Below are 25,150 nucleotides of genomic sequence, written 5' to 3' on the forward strand. Positions count from 1 at the left end.
TTAGCCACTGCCATTCACAGTCTCCACATATTTTACTGTAATTCAAAAAAGCACCGTAAAACCGTTACGAGTTTTACGATGCTAATCTTAGTATGTGTAAATACATCAGTCATATCTAGCGTTGACTTGCTAGAAAATAGCAAGTTAAATTTTAAGCGCCTGCTAAAATAAGCGACGACACTCTGCATTAAGGTTACTGGCGGCAAGCTCAGCACCAATTATTGCATGCTAGTAACCACTTAGAACGCGTGCTCCGTTTGGCCGCCCTGAATAATTGTGAGCACGTCATCCAAACTAATATCCACCATGTTCTTAACGGCTAAGTTGGTGTAAAAACCAACGTGGGGGGTAATCATGACGTTTGGCATTTGCATCAACTGCGCAACGTTCGTGTCCGCCAAGACTTCACCCTGATGATTCTGGTTGAACAACGCGGCTTCCCCTTCCACGGTATCGAGGGCCGCTCCGGCAATTTCGCCGGCCTTAAGCGCGGCAACCAGGGCGTCAGTTACGATTACCGGCCCCCGTGAGGCATTCACGATGAAGGCGTCACGCTTCATTAGTTTTAAAGCCGCGGCGTCAATTAACCCTTCCGAAGTTGGGTTTAAGTCAACGTGTAAGTCAACCACGTCCGCTTGCTTGAGCAGTTCTTCCTTCGTATCAACGTAAGTCAAAACGTCGGTCAATTCGGGATGCCGAACCACGTCGTAGGCAATGACCTTAGCGCCCAACCCGTGGAATAAGCGCGCTGCGGTACCGCCAATCCGGCCGGCCCCGATGATCCCGACGGTCAATGACCGAATTTCGCGAGCTTGTAGTCCGTTCCACTGGAAGTTTTGTTGGGCCAAGCGACCGTCAAATAACTCTAAGTTACGAATTAAACGCATCGTTTGGGTGACCGCCATTTCCGCAACTGAATTAGGTGAGTAGGCTGGCACGTTGGTAACCGTTAAACCAGCCGCCTTAGCTGCGGGAATGTCAATCGTGTCGACACCAGCTGTCCGACTCGTCAACTGCTTGAGCCCCATATCAGCTAATTGTTGGTAAACACTCGGATCGTCGCCAATGGCACTCCGTTGTTGAATGACAATTCCGTCGTAGCCCTTAGCAAGTGCCGCCGTTTCCGGGTGAAATTCCAGATCGTTCGTATCGACCTGGACGTCGTGGGCTTGGGCCCAGTCTTTGATTGCTGCTTGTTCATCATCACGCACACTGTACATTAAAATTTTCATAATTATTTTGCCTCCGTCGTTTGTTTAGCTGCCACGTATTGACCAATCCGTTCAACCGCAGTCTTTAAATCTGCCATCGAAGCCGCGTAGCTGATTCGAACGTAACCTTCCCCACCGGGACCGAACGAGCTCCCTGGAATTAACGCAACCCGGGCTTCGTGAGCCAATTCTTGGCAGAAAGCCATGCTAGTTTGTGGTAACCCAGCTGGGATTTTACTGAACAGGTAAAAAGCACCCTCTGGTTTAGCTGACTTGAAGCCTAACTTATTCAATGCTTCGTATAAGTAATCGCGCCGGGCCTGGTACTCGCGCTTCATCGCTTGGGCGTCGTCCATCCCGTTGCTTAACGCTTCGGCAGCTGCAGCCTGCGCATTCGTGGTCGTTGAGGTCACCGTGAACTGGTGAATCTTGCCAAGTTGGGCCGTAATCACCTTCGGAGCACACATGATCCCAATTCTCCAGCCCGTCATGGCGTGTGACTTAGAGACCCCGTTCAATAAAATCGTTTGTTCGGGTAAGTAGCTGGCAATTGAGACGTGCCGGTCACCGTAAGTCAGTTCACTGTAAATTTCATCCGATAAAACAAAGATCGGCTTGTCCGCCAACACGTCGGCTAGCGCCTTTAAGTCCGCTTGACGGTACGTTACCCCGGTTGGATTAGATGGGAAGTTTAGCACGACCGCCTTAGCTTTTGGGTGCGCCTCAAGGGTTGTTTTTAACTGGTCGGGGGATAACACGAAGCCGTTTTTCGACGTATCCATGAAGACCGGTGTTGCCCCGTTCAGCTTTGCAATCGCAATGTAGAGCGGGAAGATCGGCGTTGGAATCAAAACTTCGTCGCCCGGATTTAAAATCGAACTGAGCGCGGTGTAAATCCCACCGGTCGCCCCGGCCGTAATGATCACTTCATTTTCTGGATCGTAGTGAACGTCGTACTTCTGAGCCAAGAAGTTAGCAGCCGCCTTCCGTAACGCTAGCGTCCCGTTAGAAGGTGCGTAGTGACTCTCATTTCGGTTGATGCTATCGATGGCCGCCTGCTTGACGTGTTCCGGCGTATTAAAGTCGGGTTCGCCGAGCGTTAGCCGGACGATGCCCGGAATGTTAGCAATTTCTGCGTTGAACGCTAAAATATCGGACGGTTGAATGGCGCTAATTGATTGGCTCATGTGTTGAACCAGTGTTTCAGGTTTGATTGACATAAAAAAGTTCCTCCCAGGTTAAGTTGGTTGGTGGGTGGCACCCAGGCGGGGAAAACGTCGCAAAAACGCACCCCTTGAAAATTCAAAGGGTGCGTCGCAAAAAAACACTTTATCTGCCGCCCTTGGAATTTTCACACATCCATGGGCGCCGTTAACTCACTAAAAGCTTTTGGCAACCGCATCGATGCAAACATCGAGTTCGTGTTTGCACCGATGAAGCTGGCACAAACACTAGCGAAAATACCAAAAGTAAAAGCTAGCTCTAGATTTTAATGAATTTAACGGTAATGACATATCATTAGCTCCTCATCAATTGTTAATCTAACTATAACCATTCAAATAATCACTGTCAACCCCCGATTTGATATACTGGAGGTATCATACGTTGGAAAGGACGATTCATATGACTTATCAAGCACTAATGTTCGATATCGATGGCACCCTGACAAATAGCCAGCCGGCTTACTTTCGGGTTATGAAACAGGTTCTAGCAGAATACGGGCACACCCTGACAATTGCGGAAGCGCAAACCACGTTCCCGATGGCCGCCGAACAAGCAATGGCGGAATTGGGCATTCCCGCTGACCAGTTTGACCAATTTCAAGCCCGCTACGAAGCCGTCATGGCCGAGCACTATCAGGATATCTTTCTCTTCCCGGGCATCATGGAAATGCTTGATCAGGTTCCAGACGACGTCCAACTGGGAATCGTTACTTCCCAACGCCGTAACGAACTTGAAAGTGGGATGGCGCAATACCACTTACTCGATTTAATGGCGGTAATGGTTAGCGCCGACGATACGCCTAAGCGTAAACCCGACCCTCTACCACTGCTAACCGCCCTGGACAAAATCAACGTCGCGCCGAAAGACGCCCTCTTCGTTGGTGACTCCTTAAGTGATGAACAGACCGCCGCGGCGGCCGGAGTTGACTTTGGCTTAGCCGTTTGGGGCATGAATCCAAACGCTAACCACCAACAAGTAGCCCACCGGTTAGAAAACCCGGCGGCCGTCGTTGCGTTATTCAAATAAACAATGACTAAGAGGCTGTGACATAAGTCACAGCCTCTTCCTACGATTAGTCAAACCCGGATAGTGGAACCTTGTCGCCTTACCGGTTGGTCCTAAAGCGGCTAAATGAGTATCAACTAAACAAAGTCTCCCACTGATTGAAATTGCAAAGATCAATCAGTGGGAGACTGTTAAAATTAAATTATAAGGTGTGACCCTGATTGGACTTCGAGTCCGTGGTATGAGTAATCATACCTTGATTGGCCTTCACCATGGTTAAAAGGCATTTAACGGTCTTATTCATGCAGGCCACCACTGCGACCTTATCCTGTTTGGGATGAGGTCCTTTTTTTAATCTGTAATAATAATCAACTCGGCGGCCGTTTGATTGCCGATTCCTGGAAAATAAATTAAAATCTTAAACTCAGGTAGCTTTTTGGCAAGATTGACAAATTGCTTAATGAGCCGTCCTTTTTGAAGCGTCAGATTAATGAGCATACGTGCGCAGAATCATCTTCATTATTTAAGGCTTATTAGAATAGTCCGTAAAGCTCAGTATAAAAACCAGCCTAGCCAGTAGCGGGTGTAACCATGGCTCAACTGCGAAATTATTCTTGGCCGGAAGTGGATTTCTTCCGGCTTAGAATAAGGCTCGAATTTGAGATTGCTCAGTGGTTTTTCTGAGTGAGCTCAAATCGATGCCCGCAGTGTTCCAGCCAACCGGTTACACCCGCTGCTGGCGGCATATCGACACCAGTTGGTACAAAGCCGTTTAAGCTTGGGGCGTTTCATCCGTTCGGTCCTGATACGCCACCTGCGCGATGACCTGATAATCCCCCGGCTGCTCAATCGTGGAATTACGACCAGCAATCTTATTGATCCCGCCGGTTACAACGGCCGTCGCTAAATACAGCTTATAGTCCGCGTGAGCCGCGTGAACGTCCGTTAAGCCGACCTTTTGGATGTGCCCAACCGGTAACTGGTCCATTTGATTAATTCCCGCGTAAACCACGAGTCGGTGATCTTCCAACTTCAATTGTGAAAACGGAAATTGAACGCCCTTCCCAATCGCATACACCGGTTCACCGCCAGCTTGCGCTTGTTGCATGACCGCCTTGTCACTCAAACCACCGTAATTCATTTTAACTAACCCGGCCGCCTGTAACTGATCAACAATCTGGTGCAGATTCGTCTGTTCTGCGTGCGACGTCTTGACCGTTGCCGGTAAGAGCTCACGCCCGTCAAAGATGCCATTGGCAGGCATGTATGGTTGGTTCGCCGCTTGCGCTTCCGTGGCTTCTTTGGGTTTACCCCCTAATAATTTTTCAATTTTCGGTGATAAATCATACTTGGCCGTTTTATTCGTAAAATAATAAATCACGTTCAAGGTAATAAAGTAGATCAGCACCAAAAAGACGAGCATGTATAGCAACCCGCGCATCCAAGCGCCGTTTTGCATCAGCCGAATCGCCACGTAACCAAGATACAAGTTCCCGGCAATCCCGATGCCCGTATAAATTTGATTTTTAATCTTCACGTTGACGTTAACGTAACCCAACGCGTGGTTAATCATATCTAAGAAACTAAACATCTACTTATTCGCCCCCATCATCCGTCGTGTCATTCGTGGTGGCCGACTGGGTCGTTGTCGTTGTGGCAGAACTCGATTCGGTCGTGGATGAAGCCGTGTCCGCATCGCTGTCACTACTACTATCATCCGCGGTCGTATCCGAACTGGAACTGTCCGTGGTTGAACTCGTGCTATCGCTATCATCGCTGGTCTCATTGTCGGTCGTATTCGTTGAAGAAGCCGAACTACTGTCATCAGTGGTAGTGCTACTGCTATTATCGTTATCCGTACTTTGGTCGTCACTGCTCGTATCCGAACTGGATTCATCCGCATCCGGCTTGTGACTACTATCATCATCTTTGCTGGACTGATTATCCTTGTCACTACTGCTAGATGAGCTGACGACCCGGCTACTAGTTGCCTTCGCCCCGTTAACGGTGTGGGTCGTTTTATTGACCACAACGTTCGTTGCGCCGAGTGCGAGGACGATTGAAACAATCGCAAACGGTGAAATAAATGGTGGTGTCCGATAAGCCATCAATGTCATTCCCTTCATCATGCCGTTAAGTTCTTCAAACAATTATTAAACCACGCTAACTATCAAAATGCACGACCGCGGGCCCAAATTAAGAAAGTCTTTAATCCTTCAAAATAACTAAAAACGCCCCCGGCTAAAACGCGGTTGACTCGCTTAACGCTGGTACTAATAGTATACCGCACTTCCAGTCAATTCGACCACGCAACCGCCACCAATTATCCCGGCGCCGCGCTTCAATCGCCGGTCCCCGTTATTAGCGGCTTGCGTTTTGCGACCCGCTTTTCCCCCAGAAATTGAGCCACAAAAAAAGCCGACTTCTCAGTCAGCTTTCGCCGCTCGTTTACGGGTACAGTCGGCGCACAGGCCGTAAAACTCGATCCGGTGCCCGGTAATCGTGCATCCGGGTAACTGGGCCTCAAATTCATCGAGCGGACAGGCCTGTAATTCCATCACCTTACCGCAATTAGAACAGACAAAGTGGTGGTGGTGCTGATGTTTAAAATCACACTGGTACTTGACTAACGTCTGGTTAGCCTGGGCCTTCTCCTCTAACAAGCCGAGGGTTTCAAATTCCTTGATGTTACGATAAATCGTGTTATGGCTCATGCCCGCAAACAGCTTACGCATGTGCTCATCTACCGCCGAAATCGCAACGTAGTGGTCTTGATAAGTGACTAAGTAATCCAACAACGCGCGCCGTTGCTTGGTCACCTTCAGCTGGTTACGCCGTAAAATCGTCAGCGCCTGTTCAACTGATGTTTCCATGCGACTTCAACCTTCTTTCAACCGGTTAGCCGGTATTCTAAATCATAATAATTACTATTTAGTTTAGCATATCACTACCAGAAAGAAAATTATTTGACCGAGCTGGGGCCCGACTGATACTGTGCAACTAGTGCGTCAAGTGCCCGTTGCGTCATCGCCCACTCGTCGTTAACAATCACGTGGGCGTGCCCGGATAGCCCGGCCGGTAACTGTTGATCCCGCCGATATTCGTGACTTGCCACCCGCTTTTCGATTCGGGTCGGCTGATCGCCGCGCTTCGTTAGCCGCGCAACTAACGCCTGTTCGTTTGGAACTTCTAAGTAAATGATGACAGCCTGTTCACCCAGCTCCCGGGCGTAAGTGACCGCCCCAGCCGTATCAAGGACGATACTGATCAACGGGGCTTGTTCCCAAGCGGCAGCCAGTCCTTCACGGGATGAGCCGTACTGATTACCGCTGTAGGTCACGTGCTCTAAGTAGTGTTTAGTCGCAAAACTAGCGGGCGTTTCAAAATAATAATCCCGGCCGCTGACTTCACCAGCACGCGGTGCCCGCGTGGTGTGAGTAATGACCTGGGGCATCTGGTAGTGCGTCGTTAAGTAGTGACTAACCGTGGTTTTCCCACTGCCGGTCGGACCGGTGATCACAAAAATACGTTTGGTCGCCATGGTTAATTAATCCTCCTAATTTTTGATTGCGTTTGAAACTTTTCGGTTGTGTTCTGACGGGGAGACGCGTATAGTAATACAACTGTAAAGTTAATTTATGAAAACGTTTCATTTGTTGACCTTACAATTTTCAGAAGGGAGTTTTGTCACATGCAATTTCAAAAAACTAATAGCTGGTTTAGCATCGTTTTAGACACGCAGCGTCAATTATTTGTCGCAACTGACAAGCAACATCCAGAAGTATCCGCCGAGGGTATTACGATTGAAGACGCCGTTGCCAACTTGAAAACGCAGGCTTAATCCATGCAAAAAACTCATCAAAGGTCTATTTGTTACTATTTTGATCGCTTAGTTTAAAAATTACTGGTACCGCGCAGAAGCCGGAACCAGTAATTTTTTTGTCCTATTTTTTCAAAATATAGGCGTTTGCTTCATCGAGCATCTGCTTTAAATTATCGTACGTTAACCGTTCCCGGGCCGTCGCGTAGTCAAACCAGCCAACGGCACTAATTTCGACCTTTTGGCGCGTTACCGCTACGCCGCTGGGAACCTTGCTGACAAACAACGTGACTTCCTTGCGGTTGCCATTCGGTAGCGCGTACGCGGTGGCCGTTTTAAAACCAGTGTCGATGGTGACGTCTAACTGCGTTTCTTCCTTAATTTCACGCTTGGCAGTTTCAACCAACGTTTCCTGCCCCTCGACGTGTCCCTTGGGAAAGCCCCAAAAATCACTGGTAGCACTTTGTAACAATAAGTACGCGGGCTGACCATCGCGTTCCTGATAAACGACCGCCCCACTGGCTACTTCTGTACTCATGAACCGTTCCTCCTCGAATAAATCATCATATTAATAAGTATACCATTAATCGACCGTAAGAATTGCGCGTAAAAGCGCCCCCAGCGCAATTCCTTGGCGCGGATCACTCCGGTGCTGGGCCAAAGTTTCCGCAACGGCTAAGTTTAACCACTGACTCGCAAGCTCCAAACTCCGCGTTAGTGAAAAACCGCGCCCTAAAAGGCCAGCAATCACCGCAGCAAGCACGTCACCAGTCCCATTATAGTGCCCGGGTAACCGGGGCTGGCCCACAAACGCTACCTGACCAGTCTCATCTAGCCAGGCACATCCAATTTGATCGTCCTGCACGGCATCCGTAATAACGGCGTGCCCCTTGGGACCCATCAAGGTCGCTAACGCCCGCAGCGTGGCCGCCAGATCCGGCTGCGACGTGTACGGGCGCCCCGTCAATAGACTAGCCTCGGTCACGTTTGGCAAAATCACGTCGGCGTGCCTAATCAATTGCCGCATTGCTTCAACGTAGTGCTGGTCAAAGCCACTATATAACTCACCTAAATCGCCAAGCACCGGATCCACTACCAGGAGTGCTAACGGTTGCTCGGTCAAGTAAGTCGTCAATTGCTGACACAGTTCGACTGAGCCAACGTACCCAATCAACGCAGCGTCAAAGTTCAGTTGCGCCTGCGTCCAATGCTGAAAGACCCGTGGTAACCAGTCGGCCAGGTCAACTACGGCTGGCCGGCCGTACCCACTCGTATGGGTCGATAATAAACTAGTTGGCAAGGCCGCCACGTCGTATTGCAAGGCGGTCAAAACGGGGACGGCGGCGCTGAGCGAAATGCCGCCCACTGCGGATAAGTCCTCCGCCACTAAGATTGATGACAAATTTAATTCCCCCTTTAAAATATGTAAACGGCGCATAACCGCACCCCGCCAAAACGCACTTGCGTTTCAACTGCGCACCGGTTATGATCAATTATCCCGGTCAAGTACCGGGCCGACGGCTTAAAGTTAATCCCATTCTAGCAGATGGACCTGCGCCTGTAACCCATTTCTCCCAAATGCTGGGGTTAGCGAACGAACTAAAACGAGTAATTTCTTAACAATTAAAGCCGATTCTAATTGACTTTTAATATTTGTTGACGTTATCATATTGGCATGACATTTGTCGAATTATCACAACATCCTGTTAATAATAACTAAAAAGGTGGTTCATCTATGGGCATTCGTCAGCGAATCTTCCAAAAAGAGAATTTGGAACGCTACTTACAAAAGGACAGTCAGTTTGAACGGACGTTATCGGCGTTCGACCTGATTGCCCTCGGGATCGGGGCGGTCATCGGAACCGGGATTTTCATTTTGCCCGGCACGGTCGCCGCAACTAAGGCCGGTCCCGGCATCATTGTTTCATTTATTATTGCGGCCATCGTTTGCGCGGTCGCGGCTATGTGTTACGCCGAATTTGCATCGGTGATTCCGGTCGCCGGTTCCGCATATTCCTACGGCAACATCGTCTACGGCGAAATGATTGGTTGGATTATCGGTTGGGCGCTGGTCCTCGAGTACGTCCTGGCAGTTGCCGCGGTGGCGGTCGGCTGGGCAGCCTACTTTAACTCGTTCATTGCCGGTTTCGGCTTAAAGCTCCCGAAGGCCATCACCGGGTCGTTTGATCCTGCGCACGGCACCTACGTTAACCTGGTTGCCATTATCATCGTTTGTTTAATTGCCTGGATCATTGACGAAGGTTTAAAGACTTCGGTCCGCTTGAATAACATCATCGTGGTTTTGAAATTAGCCATTATTGTGATTTTCTTATTGGTTGGTGCTTTTTACGTTAAGCCAACTAACTGGACACCGTTTGCGCCGTTCGGTGTTTCCGGAATCTTCCACGGTGCGGCGGTCGTTTTCTTCGCTTACCTCGGCTTTGACGCGGTTTCCTCGTCGGCGGCCGAAGTTAAAAACGCCAAGAAAAATATGCCGATTGGGATTATCGGTACCTTAGTTATTTGTACGATCTTCTACATTCTCGTTTCAGTCGTTTTAACCGGGATGGTTTCGTATAAATTATTAAACGTTGACGACGCGGTTACCTTCGCGTTACAACTCGTGCACCAAAACTTCGTTGCCGGCATCGTGTCCTTAGGGGCGCTAGCGGGGATGTTTACGATGATGGTCACGACGATTTATAGTAGCTCGCGGTTACTGTACTCGATTGGCCGTGACGGGCTGTTACCAAGTTTCTTAGGTAAGATTGATCGCCACCACGCGCCGAAGCACGCGATGGTCACCGTGACGATTGTTATTTCAATTTTGGGTGGCTTCGTACCGTTGGGCCAGCTGGCAAACTTGGTGAACATTGGGACTTTGATTGCCTTTGCGTTCGTGTCCTTCGGGATTTTATTATTGCGGCGCAATCCAAAGTTGAACAAGATTCAGGGGTTCCGGGTACCGTTTTATCCGGTGCTGCCAATCGTGTCAGGGGTGCTGTGCGTCTTCATGATGACCCAGTTGTCGTTGGAGACGTGGGTGGCCTCGTTGATTTGGTTCGTGCTCGGTTTATTGATCTACTTCGGTTACGGGGTGCATCATAGTAGGATGAATCAAGATTAGAGTGTGAGATCAAGCGGGTTGGTCTGAGGATTAGCCTAGAAAGGGCCGCTGTGCGAACTGTGCATGGCGGTTCTTTCGTAGCTAACCGCAGGACCAGCTTGGTCGAGCACGTTTCGTTAGAGTGTGAAGACCGACGGGTTGGTATTGAGCATTGCCTAGCTAAGGCGTTGTCGCGGTTTTGGCGATGGCGACTTAGCGTAGCAAGCACAGATACCGGTCGGGCTGAGCACGTTTCAATAAAATACCAGACCACGTCAGCGTCGGCAAACTGCCAACAGCTAACGTGGTCTTTTCTTGATTTTAGCAGTAACTATGGCGCTACCCCTGCCCTAATCTGAGAAGAAGCTTCATTAATCCGATTAAGTACTTAATTCAGTCAGCCAACTCAAAATACTGCCGCATTCGCAAGCCGCCCCAAAAGATGACAGCGATTACAGTTTAGGTTAGAATGAAGCTAATTTAATGCAAAAACTAATATAAAAAGGATGTGTTTTCATGTTAACACCGCAAAAAATCCAAGCTGACGTTCACGAACATCATCAAGAAATCATTGGTATTTTAAAAGCCAACCCGTGGTTAGCACCCACTTTAACCGCCCTGCACATGATTCCCGTCACCGTTGCCATTTATGGCTGCTACAAGACGCGGGCCCTCAATAAGCAACTCAAGATTGAACGTGAGAAAACAAAACGCCAAGCGCTAAAGCACTTAAAAAAAGTACAACCAATCAACACTGACGACCACACCCACTGTTGCCCGAAACCCTTACCAGTTCTCGTTAAACAGTTTTTACAGCAACATCGGCACTAACTACGATCACTAAGCTTCGGTTTTAAGGCGGGGCAAGGCTGTATCTCCGAATATTAATCGCCGAAGCGCCTGCCAAAAGGCAGCTGGCTTTTAACCGACGTTCAACTAACCCTTGGATAAAAATAATGCCCACTAACTAGTCCGATTACTGACCAGTTAGTAGGCATTATTGCGCTCTTACGCGGTTAAATGAATCTTAACGTTGGCCGAACCCCCAAGCAGTTTGGCAACCGGGCAACGCGTTTCTGCCAGCTCAATCCAGTGCCGACCGGTTTCCGCATCGACTTCTGGGATCGTAACGGCCGCATCAAGGAAAAATTGGTAGCCAAAGCGGTCGCGTGACATCTTAACGGTCGTCACCACTTTACTTTGATGGGGCTGATCATGCTCCTTTTCGATTGCTTCCAGGGTTGCGTTTAAACAGGTGCTTAGTGCCAAACCAATGAACTGTTCCGGGTTAGCGCCTTTCGCGGGACTTAACGGCCCCGAAATTGGGACATCTAAACCGTTAGGAACGTAGGCGTGGCCCGTTAAACCATCTTCATTAACGGCTTGGGTGGTGTACAAAATTGGAAATTCAGACAAAGTGATCAGCTCCAAACTTTTAGTTAGTAAATTTAACTCTAAATTAGCACAATTTTGCCGAACTGTCAGTTACGGCTACCGCGGAAGCGTTATAATATTAAGCAAATAATAAAGACGAAGGAAATTTGCCATGAAGAATAATCAATTTGCAATCGTCCCGACCGATTCCGAGGCCGCGATTGCGGAACTACGCACGATTCATTTTATTACGCCGGAAATGGCTGCCCTTAAGACCGTTCCGGAAATTTATCAAGCCCTACTAGCCAAGAGCTTTCCCGAAGTACACACGGCTAGTAGCCGCCAACACCGCTTTGCCAATTTAATGGCCACCGCCACCCTCGACTTAAACGAATGGTTGGCGCAAGCCACGGTCGTTAGCAACCAGGTCTTTTACAATATTGGGCTGCAATTACTAGGCTTCTTACCCGGTCAAGACTTTGACCTGCACGACCCGCTGCTCGCGATGCGCACCATTCACCTCCCACTCGTTGGGGATAGCGCTTTTGACCGCGAATCCCTCTACTACGCGTGGTACTTACTGTTAAACACCCGCGGGCACCGCGGCCAAACGCTCATTGAAAACTTAACGGCCCGTGGTTATTTCGTTCCTTTTTACCAATTACCGAACGAACAAAAACCGTTGTTCTTTAACGGTAAGGCGCAAGCCGTTTTTGATACCAATGCGCTCATTCGTGACGTCGTCTACGTGGAAGCACCGCTGGATACTGACCAGGACGGTAAGCGCGACCTACTAAAAGTGGAAATCCTACGACCGGCCGAAACGGCGACCGGTCTCAAGGTTCCCGTTCTGTACACGGCGAGTCCGTACAATCAGGGGATCAACGACCACGCCGGCGACGCCCAGATGCACAACGTCGACGTGCCACTGCCCCCTAAGGCGCCGGATAACAATACGCTCGCCGACGTGGCCGCTAAACCGGATGAAACGCCAATTCCAGCCGCCCGGCCAATCAACCAGACGACCCGCGAAGCGGAAGAAACCTTCAGTCGCGAGCAATCTTACACGCTCAACGACTACTTTTTAGCCCGCGGTTTTGCGGTGGTTTACGCCGCTGGAATCGGCTCGGTCGACTCCGACGGGCTTGCCACCACTGGGGACACCGCCGAAACCGCCTCTACGATTGCGGTAATCGAGTGGTTAGCCGGCAACCGGCCGGCCTTCACTAACCGCGACGCCGACACGGCAATCGAAGCGTGGTGGTGCAACGGCTCCATCGCCATGACCGGCCGTTCATACTTAGGAACGTTAGCGACCGCCGCCGCAACGACCGGGGTCAGCGGCCTCAAAACGATCATTTCTGAGGCTGCCATCTCCAGTTGGTACGACTACTACCGGGACAACGGCCTAGTTGTGGCCCCGGACACTTTCCAAGGCGAAGATACCGACGTCCTAGCCGCCGAGGTCTTCTCCCGGAGTCTGCGCGCCGGTGATGCTCACCGAATCCAAGCCAAATTTGACGCTAAGCTCGCCGAACTGACTCACGATCAGGACCGGACGACCGGGAACTATAACCAGTTCTGGGACGCCCGTAACTACCTGAAAAACGTTGACAAAATCAAGGCGGACATCGTGATGGTTCACGGTTTAAACGACTGGAACGTTAAGCCCCGCAACGTGGCCAACCTGTGGGATAAATTGCAGGACGTCCCCGTAACCAAAAAATTAATTTTGCACCAAGGCCAACATATTTACATTAATAACTTACAGTCCTTAGACTATACGGACATGATGAACCTCTGGTTAAGTCACGAATTGTACGGTGTTGCCAACCACGCCAAAACGTTGCTACCAAACGTCCTCGTGCAGGACAACACCGCAGCCCAAACTTGGCACGGCTTCGATAACTGGTGGCAAGATGCCAAACGAGCCCTAGACTTTAAGGTTCAATATAAGGAACTCGTACCCGCTGACCACCCCGTTGATCACCGAGCGGCCCACTTCTCCGACCAGTTACCGGACAAGTTATTTAAGTATTATCAACAACACCTAGACGCGTGGCAAACCGAGCTCCTCAACGAGCACAAAGACAGCCCGCTTTACGACCACCGCTTACTCTTCAAGTCGTGGCAAGCACCGGAAGCCCAGTTACTCGTCGGCCAACCTCATATTAAGGGTTCGGTAGCGGTTAACCAGAACTTCGGCATGTTAAGCTTCATGTTAGTTGACTTTGGCATGGCCCAACGCCTAACCGTGAGCCCACAAATGATTGCGTCTAAGGCCCTTGATTTAGGTTACCATTGGCGTGAAGACGATTTGAAAGACTTCAAGTTAGCGAAGCCCACTCCGTTTAAGATGATTACGAAGGGTCACTTAAACTTGCAAAACCGCCACCATCCGTGGCACGCCGAAGCCATTCAGCCTAACCAGTTCTACGACTTTGAACTCGACTTACAGCCCGTTTTCCACCACCTCTTGCAGGGGCACCAACTCGGGCTCGTCATTTACGCCACCGACATGAAGATGACCGTCCGCGGCAATCAAGACTTACAATACTCATTGAACTTAAACGACATTCAGCTGCACATTCCGGTCAAGTCACTTTAAATTTAATGGGTGTTGAGATTGCCACCAGTCAAGGCTATCTAATGACCAATTTACTTTCATAGGCAGACTAATCACAGTCTCTTCCTACGATTAGACAAGCGTGGATAGTGTTAAACTTGCCGCCTTACCGGTTGGTCCTAAAGCGGCTGGAATGTGGTGGACACGACTTTAAGCCAAGCAACCCACTTGTCTTAAAGCTCGGTCTTTGGGTAAGTCGGGAAACAACCCCGACTAACGCAAACGACACCACTGAGCCACTTTAGGACCGCCCTCACGGCTAAATGAGCATCAACTAAACAGAGTCTCCCACTGATTGAAATTGCGAAGATCAATCAGTGGGAGACTGCTAAGATTAAATTATAAGGTATGGACCTGATTGAACCGCGAGTCCGTGGTATGAGTAACCAGACCCTTGGTTGATATTTACCATGCTTAACAGCCATTTGACCGTCTTATGCATGCAAGCCACTACTACGACCTTATCCTGTTGGGGATAAGGCTTTTTTATAATCTGTAATAATATGCGGTGTCAATCTGCTAAAAATAATCGTGCGAGTTATTCTTAATTAGTAAGCACTCCGTATAACCGTCTGTATCAAATCTAACTAATTATAGTCAGCCACGGTATTCAATGTTAAAGCTAGCCTAGCCAGTAGCGGGGATAACCATGGCTCAACTGCGAAATTATTCTTAGCCGGAAGTGGGCTGCTTCCGGCTTAGAATAAGGCTCAAATTTGAGATTGCTCAGTGGTTTGCTGAGTGAGCTCAAATCGATGCCCGCAGTGTTCCAGCCAACCGGTTATCCCCGCTGCTGGCGGCAAGCTCAACCCCAATTGAGACAACGCCTAAAAACCAAAAGGCACCGACGCACACACGAATTGTGTGCGCGTCGGTGCCTTTTTGATTCTATTGATTATTGACCGCCGCGATCCGGTCCGCCACTAAACGGGTGAGTTCGCGGTTCCCTTTAGGGTTCGGGTGCACGTTATCCGCTGCAAACCAATCCGTTTGGTTCTCAGATAAACCGTGCCAATCAACAACGTGAACGTTATCGTACTTATCCGCCGTCTTTTGAATCTGCGTGTTAACTTGATTTTGCCAGCTCTGGGTTGGCACGTGGGCCGTTACCCAAAAGATCTGGTGGTCCTTACCAATCAAGTCAACCACTTGATCCGCCAATGAACTTGGAATCGCACCGTTCGTCCCGATGTTTAACAGGACGTTATGGGCCAGTTGTCCCTGCGACTTCAAACTACTGATAATGCCAGGAACTTCGGCAATTTGCCGGCCGACCTTTCCCTGCACGACCGTTCCCGGAATAACTTCCTGTAAATCCGGGGAAACATCTAGCAACACCGAATCACCGATGGCGGTTAAGTCGGTTTGCCCCATTGCAAGAACCACTTGCGGCTTCATGTCGTACTTCTTCATGACCGCCTTCTGCTTGTCCGACAGCTTAGCTTCCGCCGCCTTCGTCTTCAACTTCTCAGTGGCAACCTGCTTAGATGCCGAACGCGCCTTCGCGGCTTCTTTTTGCCGCTTAAGGGCCGCTTCGTTCTTCTTCTTAGCGTCCTGCGAGTTTTTCGTGATTTTCTTTTGCAAATCACTCTTTTCGCTGGCAGACGATTGACTTGGCTGTTGCATAAAACCGACCGCCGTAATCAGGAATAAGAGGGCCGTCACCCCGCTCATAATCGCCGTTGGCCGCGTAAAGCGCGGTGCCCGGATAAACTCCCGGAAGTCGCTCCACAGCCGGCTATAATCGTAATGCCGCATTGGTTCTTCGATGAAGCGATAACTTAATTCAGTAACCAGCATAATTAACGCCACTTCAATCAGCGCGTGCACGAACGGATGATTACCAATATTATTAACTTTGTTTTCATAAAAAATCATCACGGGGAATTGGTATAAATAAATCCCGTAACTCCGCTGCCCGATGTACGTAAACACCGGATTCGTCAGCAAGCGGTTCAAGTGGCTCCCCGGGTGCGCAACGGTTGCGACGAGGATCGCCGATAAGATGGTAAATAGCAGCATCCCACCGCGATAAGTCGAAGCTGCGGTTCCGGACATTTTAAAGAACATCCAGATTAAACCAACTAAAGACGCGCCCCCCAGTAGGTCGAGCGTCATCTGATTACCCCGGTCAATGTGCGGTGATAGTTCCCGGGACGGCCAAATAAAGGCCAAGCCCGAGCCGATTAAAATCGCAAACATCCGGGTGTCGGTCCCATAATAGACCCGGTTTGTATTTTCCGGATTATACAGGACGGCCATCCCGATGGCTGAGACGAGCGCGGCGCCCATCATAAACCAAAAGACGCGCGAACGCCGCTTGAAAATCAGCATCAGCAACACTAAAATTAGGGGCCAGAATAAGTAATACTGCCCTTCAATCGACAGTGACCACAAGTGCGTAAACGGTGATTCACCGTTAAAGCGGTCAAAATAGCTTTGACCATGGTTAATTTCAAACCAATTATAAACATAGACTAAATTCGTCATGACCGTTGCTCGAATATTGGTCAGTAACGAACGTTGAAACAGCGTGATATACGCCGTTGTTCCTAGTAACATTGCCACAAACGCCGGGTATAACCGGCGCATCCGGTGTCCATAAAACCGTAAGATCCGGATTCGACCACGTCCAAACCAATCTTGCAATAAAATATCCGTAATTAAGTATCCCGAAACAACGAAAAAGATTGGTACTCCTAAGTAACCACCTTGGAGTGACGCTGGCATTAAATGATAAATGATAACCCCGAGAACCGCTAACGTTCGGATGCCATCAAAACCGGTAATATAGCGACGTGGGTGCATCGGATGGCGATTCATCCGGCTCATCGTTCGGCTCATATTAACGCTTCGCATATTTTCATTCATTTTGTAATTACCCCTTGAATTGTTACTCTTTGGTGTCTTTTGAACTGACACTTCGATGCGGCCAATGCTGACCGCCGCTCAAAGCCGTTCCCGCCGCACTGATTGCCACCCATCGTTAGGCTTCCATTATCCACGCCGACAAACGATTTGAACATGAAAACGACTTCGAAAAATAACCGACTACTTTTCATTAATCAGTCGTTCAGTCCGTAGCTTGCCCGGCAATCAGTGATAATTATTTTAATATCAAGAATGACCAACCTGGTCATTCACCCGCCGACCTCCGTATTGGACGTCGGTCGAGTTCGTTGATTCAGCTTATCAAGACCACTTACAATTCAATTTTAAAAACAGCCCCATTGATTATCGGTAAACTCCGATAAACCTAACCAACCAATTCTATCCCATTAATGCCCAATTAACCGTGATAGTCACCAGTTAATAAATTCACCTTGATAATTTCACCAGAACTAAAGTGCCGTTGCTCACCGTTAGCAAGCGCGACGACTAACGCCCCATGGGCATCAATATCCAGCACCTTACCGGTAAAGGTCTGCTGACCACTCTTTAAGGCCACCTGCTGACCAATCACCATTGATAACCGGCGGTATTCCGGTAAAAACGCGCCCGTTTGGTACATCGGGTAACCCGCAAAAAAGGTCTCCAAGAGCTCACTGGCGACCCGGTTACGCGTAATCGTGCTCGGACTCGTTAAAAGCGCGCCCGCCTTATGTGTCAATTCCGGCGGAAAAGCGGTCGTAGATAAATTAATTCCAATCCCAACGATGACCGTTGAGACGTGGCGGGTTTCGAGGTTCGTCACCCCTTCCGACAAAATTCCCACGACCTTGCGCTGATTAACCAGAACGTCGTTGACCCATTTCAATTGAATATCAACCGCAAACAAACGCCGCAGCGCCTTAGCGACCGCCACCGCCGTACCGGTCGTCAATAAACCGGCGTCTAACGGCTGGTTAGGATCAACGGGGAGCGCAATGCTCAAATACAGCCCGGTCTGCCTAGGCGAATAAAATTGCCGACCAGAACGACCGTAACCCGCCGTTTGGGTATCCGCAATGACCACCACCGGCTTAGATAATGTCCGCTGGGTAACCAGTCTTCTAAGGTAGGCGTTCGTTGAATCGACCGTTGGTAACACGATCAACTCAAACGGCGGCGCGGTCTTTAAACCGGCCTCAATTACCGGTGCGCTTAGTTGATTATTCGCAACGTAGCGATAGCCCTTAGCGTGCCGGCTTTCGATTGAATAACCCTGTTGCTGTAAATTTTGGATCAATTTCCAAATAGCCGTGCGACTAATCCCTAATTGGGTCGCTAGCCAATCACCCGAACAATATTCAGGCGCGGTTTGCATTAATAATCGTAAAACTTCGGACTGATTTGCCATGTAAAATTCACCTATTTATCATTAGTTAACCCATTATTTCATATTGGTTAACTAATCGCAATATTTCTGCAACATTTGTAATATTACAATTTAAGTGATTAATCAATTTATTCATTTTTTCAAAAACGCCCACCACTGTCAACCCATACCAATTCCGGTAAACTCGGGGTTGACGGTTAGTTTACTCACCTATTAAACGAAACTAATTTAGTTTAAACTGTCACCCTATAATTGACTAGCCGTCAAAATAATTGCGTGCAATCATCTTGTTATCTATCAATTTCAAGCTGGCGGTTACGCGCTTTTTTGCCCGCAGATATTAACAGTGGTAATATTGAAGAAACTATTTAGAAATTAGGTGAGCACATGAAACAAGGAACGACGATTATCACCTTGGATAACGGCTACCATCTCTGGACCAATACACAAGGTGAAGGCGACATCCATTTACTTTGTTTACACGGGGGCCCTGGCGGCAACCACGAATACTGGGAAAACTTCGGCGAAGAACTCGCAGACTTAGGTGTTCAGGTCACCATGTACGACCAACTCGGTTCGTGGTACTCCGACCAACCCGACTACTCCGATCCCGAAATCGCCAAGAAGTACCTCTCCTACGACTACTTCCTGGACGAAGTTGAAGAAGTGCGCCAAAAACTCGGCCTGGACAACTTCTACTTGATTGGCCAGTCATGGGGCGGCGCCTTAACCATGATGTACGCCTTGAAATACGGCCAACACTTAAAGGGTGCCATTATTTCTAGCATGGTCGACAACATCGAAGAGTACGTGGCCCACGTTAATAAAGTTCGCGAAGACGCCCTCCCCGCAGACGCCGTGGCCTACATGAAGCAAAAGGAAGCGGACGGCAATTGGGACGATCCACAGTACCAAAAGTACGTTGACGTTTTAAACGCTGGCTACGTGGACCGCAAGCAACCGACCTCCATCCGGCACCTGATCGATACAACCGCTAAACCCGTTTATAACGCCTTCCAAGGTGACAACGAATTCGTTATCACCGGGAAGCTGAAGGAATGGGACGTTCGTGATCAGATCCATAACATCAAGGTTCCGACCCTATTAACTTTCGGTGAACACGAAACGATGCCGCTTGATTCTGCTCGGCGGATGGCCCGCGACATTCCTAATTCACGGCTGGTCACCACGCCAAACGGTGGGCACCACCACATGATTGACAACGCGCCGGTCTACTTCGACCACTTGAAGCAGTTCATTAAGGACGTTGAAAACGACAGTTTTAATAAATAGATTTAGAGTGAGCGGGTGCCCAAAGTCAGCTAACCGACTTTGGGCACCCGCTCACGTTTCGGCTATTAACTATGCGGCACCACCCCAAGCACTGGGCCGACTCATTAGTCAAAATTAATTATCACCTAACTTGAAATTTTAAGTTAAAAAAACCGGTCGCCCCCGCGGGCCACCGGTTTTTCGCATTTAAACGTTTAATATCCAGAGATAAATCAAGAAGATAAAGAAGAGCACGTACATTAACGGGTGAACTTCCTTCGCGTGCTTCGTGGAAACCATCGTAATGACGTAAGCGATGAATCCAAGTGCAATCCCGTCAGAAATACTGTAAGTTAACGGCATCCCAATAACGGTTAAAAAAGCCGGAACGGCAATTTCAAAGCGTTCCCAGTTAATTTGCTTCAGTGATTCGGCCATCAACACCCCAACGATAATCAGGGCGGGCGCCGTCACTTGGCTCGTAACCACGTTCAACAGTGGCGAGAAGAATAACCCTAGCAGGAATAAAATCCCGGTTACAACCGCACTCATCCCGGAACGGCCCCCGACGGCGATCCCGGCGGATGATTCCACGTAAGCGGAAGTTGGCGACGTCCCGAGAACGGACCCGACTAACATGGAAGTCGAGTCGGCCATCAAAGCTTGCCCAACCCGTGGCATCCGGTTGTTTTTCATAAAGCCGGCTTGTTCAGCTAACCCAACTAACGTCCCGGCAGTGTCAAAGAACGTCACTAAGAGGAACGTTAACACGACGATAATCAATTGTAAGGAATTAATGTCACTAAGATGGAATAACGCAACCCCAAAAGTTGGCTTCAATGAAGGTGCAGCGGAAACAATCGTCGCTGGCATCTTAATCAATCCGGTAGCCAACCCCAAGATGGACGTCAGCACCATCCCGATGAAAATCCCCCCCGGAACCTTGCGACTCATGAGAACCAACGTAACAATCAACCCAAAAATGGTTAACCAAGTGGTCCCAACCGTTAAGGACCCAAGGCCTACGACCGTTGACTTGTTAGCCACGATCAAGCCCCCACCGTGTAAACCGATAAAGGCGATGAAAAAACCAATCCCAGCGGAAATTGCCAGTTTCATGTCACGTGGAATCGCGTCGATAATCATTTCACGTAACTTAAAGATCGTGATTAACATGAAAATGACCCCGGCAACGAACACGCCGGCCAAAGCCGTTTGCCACTTAACGCCCATTCCGATAACCACGGAGTAAGTAAAGAAGGCGTTAACCCCTAACCCGGGGGCGATTGCAATTGGGTACTTCGCTAACAAGCCCATCAACAAACACCCTAAAGCAGAAGCTAAGGCGGTTGCCGTAAAGACGGCCCCCTTATCCATTCCGGAAGCACCCAGAACGGTTGGGTTAACAAACAGAATGTACGCCATTGACACGAAGGTCGTTAAACCAGCCAACACCTCGGTCCGCATTGACGTTTGTAACTCATTGAAATTAAAATAGCTCGCTATTTTATTCATGATTCCCTCCAAATGTTTGAAATAATTGAAATAGCACAATTGTAAACGTTCGTGTTTTGATTCCTCAAGAACACTATTAAGCTTATCATCGTTCTTAAACAAAAGCAATATCCGAACACTATTTAATTCAGGAATCAATTTTCTTCTATTTTAAAAGCATTGCAATCAGCGGTAAAATAAGCATGTACGGACCATTTTAAAGGAGGCGCTCAAAATGGCAAATTCAAAAGTTAGTGCAATTTTCTTCTTATTGTTGTATGCCAGCCTGCTATACTTCGTCTTTACGATGAATAACATGGTCGCCATGTACATCATGGCAATCGGAATGTTTTTGGAAGCTTGTGAAGGCGTTTATTGTAATTTCTTTAAGCACCATTAGTACGTCCTACTGGGGCAATATTACCCGTAATTGTTCGGATTGTACTCAACTCACTACAAAATAGGCTATGACGCGCGTCATAGCCTATTTTATGGCTCTAAATGCTATTCAATAAAAACCTGTTATCTGCGCCATTACGCTAAAACCGAGCTCACTTAGGCGCTTTTCCTTTACCCTTCCGCGGTATGCGCATCGGGTTCACTAATCTGAATGACTTGCTGACTGAAAAGTTCCATCATCTTTAAGACTTGATCAATTTGGTCGGCCCCCAATCGACTGACCCACTGTTCAAAATGGCTCGTAATCGCCCGGTTGACCATCACTTCCACCTGTTGTCCGCGCTCCGTTAAATGGAGGTATAAGCGCCGTCGATCTTGTGGATCGGGTACTTGGAAAACGTAGTGCTGCGCCAACAACGCTTTAACCTGCCGTGAAATCGCACTCCGCGTCACTTGGCGTTGAACCGCAATATCGTTCAAAGTTACCCGGTCGGACGTGGCAATTCGGCGTAAAATTAAAAACTGCTCAAATGAAAGTTTAGTTTGACTGAGCGGACGAGCAACGAGATCCATCATAATTTTCGTCGTATCTTGATAAGCCTCAAAATAATTATTTAATAATTTTCCCAATTCGACATTATCCATGAGATCACCATCACTTCATTCCCTTTTGTTAAAATATAACACGCCTTTAACTAATTTGCATGAATTCACCCAGCGTATTCCAGATTTTTCCTTTGTAAGGCATCCTGCCTAACATTTCGCCCGTGAAGCGTGTATCATTAATAGTAGTTATATAAGGAGGAACCCACATGCCATTGACCGCACTACACCGCGTCGAACTACGCCTACTTGAAACCGTTATTTCAATTTGTCAGGCCGAACAGATCGACTACTTTTTGATTGGCGGCTCGTTACTCGGGGCCATCCGTCACCGGGGATTCATCCCCTGGGACGATGACATCGACATCGGAATGCGCCGTTCCGAATACGAACGCTTTATCACCGTCGCCAACCGCCACCTTGATCCCGACCAATTTTTCTTACAAACCGCCGCAAGTGACCCCGACTACGGGCTCAGCTACATGAAGCTGCTGGACGCGCATACCTACATCGAAGAGAAGAATAACGTGAACAACGCCTTCAAGGGGGTCTTCGTGGACATCTTCCCGTTTGATAAAATTCCGGCTGACGAACACCTTCGCCGTACGCAAATGATGCACTACAAACTGGAGGACGCCGCCATTCTACTCAAACTCAACTACCGCTTTGTTAAGACGCCCCTCCGTAATTTACGGCCAAACCGCACGGCTGAACAGTTAGCTGAAGTTAATCGTCACAAGCGGGAAAGGGAGGGGTACATGCGGTTGTACGAACAGTCCGACTCCCGCACTTATAAAAACTTAGCCTCCCAGTACGATTACGAGCGTGAAATTTGTTCCGACCACGAATTAACCCACTTTACAACGGTTCCGTTCGAAAACCTAACCGTCCAAGTCCCTGCCGCCTATGACGCGATTTTAACGCGAATGTACGGGGATTATATGCAGTGGCCCCCGGCCGATCAACGGGTAGAAAAGCATCTGAACAAACTAATTATTAATAATCACGAAATCTTATAATTATCATGGTAAAAGGACGCCGAAGCGCAAGCCCGGCAACGGTACGTTTGGTCGAATCTGCCGGACTTTAACGCGGATCTTTGACCTTTAAATTCTCATGGTTTCCGAATTTATCCGGCGTTCAACTTATGGTAAAATTAAGCAAAATATTAGTGTTAAACCACGACACTAACGGCTCTTATGGGGATTTTATTAAATGGAGGATTCAAATGGCAGCAAAATTATTTGGTATTATGATGATCAACGTTCAAAGTATCGAGTTATCGATTGTTAATTTACGAACGTTAAAACAGGTGGAACGGGTCCGGTCGGACGTCTCCTTGGGGGAAGACATCTACGACCAGCACACCATTGATTACGATTCCGTTGAAGAGGCGGCACAAGCCCTGACCGGTTTTATCCAAATCATGAATGATTACGGCGTCCAAGATTACCACTTATGGGGCTCCCGGTCGCTTTCATCCGCCAACAACGCGGACTACATTCAAGACCAGCTTCGGGTTCGGACCGGCCTAACGATTGACTGGTTATCAAGTAGCCAAGAAACCTACTTACGGTCCGTTGCCGTTGCGGTGCATTTCCCGAAGTTTAAACAGATGATCACTAAACCGACCTACTTACTGGGAATCAATTCCGGCAGCGTCGGTATTTCGCACTACGATCAAAGCAACTTCGTCTTTTCCCGCAGTTTGCGGCTTGGACCCGTTCGAATTTCAGAGGTACTGGAAGACCTCCAATCCAGCGTACCCAACTACGTCGAAGTCCTTGACGACTACATTTCCAGCCAAATTACTGATTTCGGTCGGTTCTTACCGGGCCGGCGTGACCAACCAAGTAACGTGGTCATGCTGGGGGTTGCGCCTTTCGCGACCCTTTTCACCCAGCAGCAAACCAAAGCCGGCGGCGAAGAACTCAGTTCGGCCGATTTCAAAGCGCTATACGACGACGTCATCGACGCCTCCGATCAATACTTGATGGAAAAATACCAAGTGGACGAGGCCGACGTTCGCCTGATCGTCCCCGAACTACTACTCATCAACGAACTATTACAATTGACACACGCCCAGTCAATTTGGCTCACGAACGTCACCGTTTTGGACGGCCTGATTATTCAAGAAGCCATTAAACTCGGTTATAAACGCTATAACTTTAACAACCAAATCGTTACCGCCGCCAAAAATATCGCCGACCGCTACCACGTCGAACCTAAACACCGCGAACTGGTAACCAAGTTCGCCCTGCACTTGTTCGACCAACTTAAGCCCCTGCACCAACTCGGTAAACGCGAGCGGTTATTGCTACAAGTGGCGTCGATCGTCCACGACGTCGGCAGCTACATCGATCCGCATCAACACTACATGCACTCCGACTACATTTTACGGGCAACGGAATTGACCGGCCTAACCGACGACGAGAAGGAAATTATCGCCCTCGTATCGCGTTACCACAGTGCGCAAACGCCGTCGAAGGATCTGAAGCATTTCGAGCACCTCCAACTTGAGCAACGCTTACTGGTCTCAAAACTATCTGCAATTTTGCGAATTGCCGACGCCCTCGACGACGGCCGTAAACAAAAAATTGATAAAATTTCGGTTTCGATTCGCAATCCACGGGTGATTATCACCTGCTTTGCGCACGACGACCTATTCTTGGAAAACTGGGTTTTTGCCCAAAAAGCAAAGTTCTTTAAAGAAGTCTTTGGATTAATGCCAGTGATTAAATTACGGGGGGTTCGTTAA

General features: G+C 48.7%; 22 protein-coding genes. 9 read left to right on the plus strand and 13 right to left on the minus strand.

Annotated elements, in window-relative coordinates; all coding sequences use genetic code 11:
• Positions 1-239: 239 nt before the first annotated feature.
• Positions 240-1,232 carry a D-2-hydroxyacid dehydrogenase gene (locus FFM79_RS11085; protein ID WP_137643547.1) on the minus strand — a complete coding sequence of 331 codons (993 nt, stop codon included), beginning with the start codon at positions 1,230-1,232 and terminating at the stop codon, positions 240-242.
• 2 nt (positions 1,233-1,234) lie between these two features.
• Positions 1,235-2,431 (minus strand): aminotransferase class I/II-fold pyridoxal phosphate-dependent enzyme, encoded by a 1,197-nt coding sequence (locus FFM79_RS11090; protein ID WP_137643548.1) that lies wholly within the window; start codon positions 2,429-2,431, stop codon positions 1,235-1,237.
• Between the two features lie 403 nt (positions 2,432-2,834).
• Here FFM79_RS11090 and FFM79_RS11095 point away from each other — a divergent pair, with 403 nt between their 5' ends.
• On the plus strand, positions 2,835-3,461 hold the full coding sequence (locus tag FFM79_RS11095) for an HAD family hydrolase (protein WP_137643549.1): 627 nt from the start codon (positions 2,835-2,837) through the stop codon (positions 3,459-3,461).
• Between the two features lie 751 nt (positions 3,462-4,212).
• On the opposite strand, the gene FFM79_RS11100 is transcribed toward FFM79_RS11095, so the two are convergent.
• The 4 genes from FFM79_RS11100 to FFM79_RS11115 all read right to left on the minus strand — a co-directional run bounded on the left by FFM79_RS11100 (position 4,213) and on the right by FFM79_RS11115 (position 6,981).
• Positions 4,213-5,031 (minus strand): DUF6681 family protein, encoded by an 819-nt coding sequence (locus FFM79_RS11100; RefSeq protein ID WP_137643550.1) that lies wholly within the window; start codon positions 5,029-5,031, stop codon positions 4,213-4,215.
• Between the two features lie 4 nt (positions 5,032-5,035).
• Complete coding sequence (locus FFM79_RS11105) at positions 5,036-5,548, minus strand: hypothetical protein (protein ID WP_137643551.1); 513 nt, start codon at positions 5,546-5,548, stop codon at positions 5,036-5,038.
• A gap of 318 nt (positions 5,549-5,866) precedes the next feature.
• On the minus strand, positions 5,867-6,313 hold the full coding sequence (locus FFM79_RS11110) for a Fur family transcriptional regulator (protein ID WP_137643552.1): 447 nt from the start codon (positions 6,311-6,313) through the stop codon (positions 5,867-5,869).
• 89 nt (positions 6,314-6,402) lie between these two features.
• Complete coding sequence (locus tag FFM79_RS11115) at positions 6,403-6,981, minus strand: guanylate kinase (RefSeq protein WP_137643553.1); 579 nt, start codon at positions 6,979-6,981, stop codon at positions 6,403-6,405.
• A gap of 150 nt (positions 6,982-7,131) precedes the next feature.
• Here FFM79_RS11115 and FFM79_RS11120 point away from each other — a divergent pair, with 150 nt between their 5' ends.
• On the plus strand, positions 7,132-7,281 hold the full coding sequence (locus FFM79_RS11120) for a hypothetical protein (protein ID WP_137643554.1): 150 nt from the start codon (positions 7,132-7,134) through the stop codon (positions 7,279-7,281).
• A gap of 103 nt (positions 7,282-7,384) precedes the next feature.
• Here FFM79_RS11120 and FFM79_RS11125 read toward each other — a convergent pair whose 3' ends face one another.
• Together FFM79_RS11125 and FFM79_RS11130 are read right to left on the minus strand one after the other, a co-directional pair.
• Positions 7,385-7,798 (minus strand): bis(5'-nucleosyl)-tetraphosphatase, encoded by a 414-nt coding sequence (locus FFM79_RS11125; RefSeq protein ID WP_137643555.1) that lies wholly within the window; start codon positions 7,796-7,798, stop codon positions 7,385-7,387.
• A gap of 45 nt (positions 7,799-7,843) precedes the next feature.
• Entirely contained in the window at positions 7,844-8,698 is an 855-nt protein-coding gene (locus FFM79_RS11130) for a pyridoxamine kinase (RefSeq protein WP_225424445.1), read from the minus strand.
• Positions 8,699-8,995: 297 nt separating this feature from the next.
• Between FFM79_RS11130 and FFM79_RS11135 the strand changes: the two genes are divergently transcribed.
• Together FFM79_RS11135 and FFM79_RS11140 are read left to right on the plus strand one after the other, a co-directional pair.
• Positions 8,996-10,387, plus strand: a complete 1,392-nt coding sequence (locus FFM79_RS11135) for an amino acid permease (RefSeq protein ID WP_137643556.1) — start codon at positions 8,996-8,998, stop codon at positions 10,385-10,387.
• Between the two features lie 495 nt (positions 10,388-10,882).
• Positions 10,883-11,197 (plus strand): transposase, encoded by a 315-nt coding sequence (locus FFM79_RS11140; RefSeq protein WP_137643557.1) that lies wholly within the window; start codon positions 10,883-10,885, stop codon positions 11,195-11,197.
• Positions 11,198-11,374: 177 nt separating this feature from the next.
• Here FFM79_RS11140 and FFM79_RS11145 read toward each other — a convergent pair whose 3' ends face one another.
• Positions 11,375-11,782: an OsmC family protein gene (locus tag FFM79_RS11145; RefSeq protein WP_225424446.1), complete on the minus strand. Its 408-nt coding sequence runs from the start codon at positions 11,780-11,782 to the stop codon at positions 11,375-11,377.
• Positions 11,783-11,912: 130 nt separating this feature from the next.
• Between FFM79_RS11145 and FFM79_RS11150 the strand changes: the two genes are divergently transcribed.
• Positions 11,913-14,348 (plus strand): Xaa-Pro dipeptidyl-peptidase, encoded by a 2,436-nt coding sequence (locus tag FFM79_RS11150; protein WP_137643559.1) that lies wholly within the window; start codon positions 11,913-11,915, stop codon positions 14,346-14,348.
• Between the two features lie 906 nt (positions 14,349-15,254).
• Here FFM79_RS11150 and FFM79_RS11155 read toward each other — a convergent pair.
• Positions 15,255-17,237, minus strand: a complete 1,983-nt coding sequence (locus tag FFM79_RS11155; RefSeq protein WP_137643560.1) for an acyltransferase family protein — start codon at positions 17,235-17,237, stop codon at positions 15,255-15,257.
• A 418-nt stretch (positions 17,238-17,655) separates the two neighbouring features.
• Positions 17,656-18,645 carry a biotin--[acetyl-CoA-carboxylase] ligase gene (locus FFM79_RS11160; RefSeq protein WP_137643561.1) on the minus strand — a complete coding sequence of 330 codons (990 nt, stop codon included), beginning with the start codon at positions 18,643-18,645 and terminating at the stop codon, positions 17,656-17,658.
• A gap of 366 nt (positions 18,646-19,011) precedes the next feature.
• On the opposite strand from FFM79_RS11160, the gene FFM79_RS11165 reads away from it, so the two are divergent.
• Positions 19,012-19,917 (plus strand): proline-specific peptidase family protein, encoded by a 906-nt coding sequence (locus tag FFM79_RS11165; RefSeq protein ID WP_137643562.1) that lies wholly within the window; start codon positions 19,012-19,014, stop codon positions 19,915-19,917.
• 186 nt (positions 19,918-20,103) lie between these two features.
• Here the strand turns inward: FFM79_RS11165 and FFM79_RS11170 are convergent, their stop codons facing one another.
• On the minus strand, positions 20,104-21,411 hold the full coding sequence (locus FFM79_RS11170) for an NCS2 family permease (protein WP_137643563.1): 1,308 nt from the start codon (positions 21,409-21,411) through the stop codon (positions 20,104-20,106).
• Positions 21,412-21,625: 214 nt separating this feature from the next.
• Between FFM79_RS11170 and FFM79_RS11175 the strand changes: the two genes are divergently transcribed.
• The gene (locus tag FFM79_RS11175; protein WP_137643564.1) at positions 21,626-21,790 is read left to right on the plus strand and encodes a hypothetical protein; all 165 of its coding nucleotides are present in this window, start codon (positions 21,626-21,628) and stop codon (positions 21,788-21,790) included.
• Between the two features lie 170 nt (positions 21,791-21,960).
• Here FFM79_RS11175 and FFM79_RS11180 read toward each other — a convergent pair whose 3' ends face one another.
• The gene (locus FFM79_RS11180; RefSeq protein ID WP_137643565.1) at positions 21,961-22,434 is read right to left on the minus strand and encodes a MarR family winged helix-turn-helix transcriptional regulator; all 474 of its coding nucleotides are present in this window, start codon (positions 22,432-22,434) and stop codon (positions 21,961-21,963) included.
• Positions 22,435-22,601: 167 nt separating this feature from the next.
• On the opposite strand from FFM79_RS11180, the gene FFM79_RS11185 reads away from it, so the two are divergent.
• The gene (locus FFM79_RS11185; RefSeq protein ID WP_137643566.1) at positions 22,602-23,411 is read left to right on the plus strand and encodes a LicD family protein; all 810 of its coding nucleotides are present in this window, start codon (positions 22,602-22,604) and stop codon (positions 23,409-23,411) included.
• Between the two features lie 209 nt (positions 23,412-23,620).
• Positions 23,621-25,150: a Ppx/GppA phosphatase family protein gene (locus FFM79_RS11190; RefSeq protein WP_137643567.1), complete on the plus strand. Its 1,530-nt coding sequence runs from the start codon at positions 23,621-23,623 to the stop codon at positions 25,148-25,150.

The organism is Lactiplantibacillus modestisalitolerans (genome assembly GCF_005405425.1).
Taxonomy (GTDB): domain Bacteria; phylum Bacillota; class Bacilli; order Lactobacillales; family Lactobacillaceae; genus Lactiplantibacillus; species Lactiplantibacillus modestisalitolerans.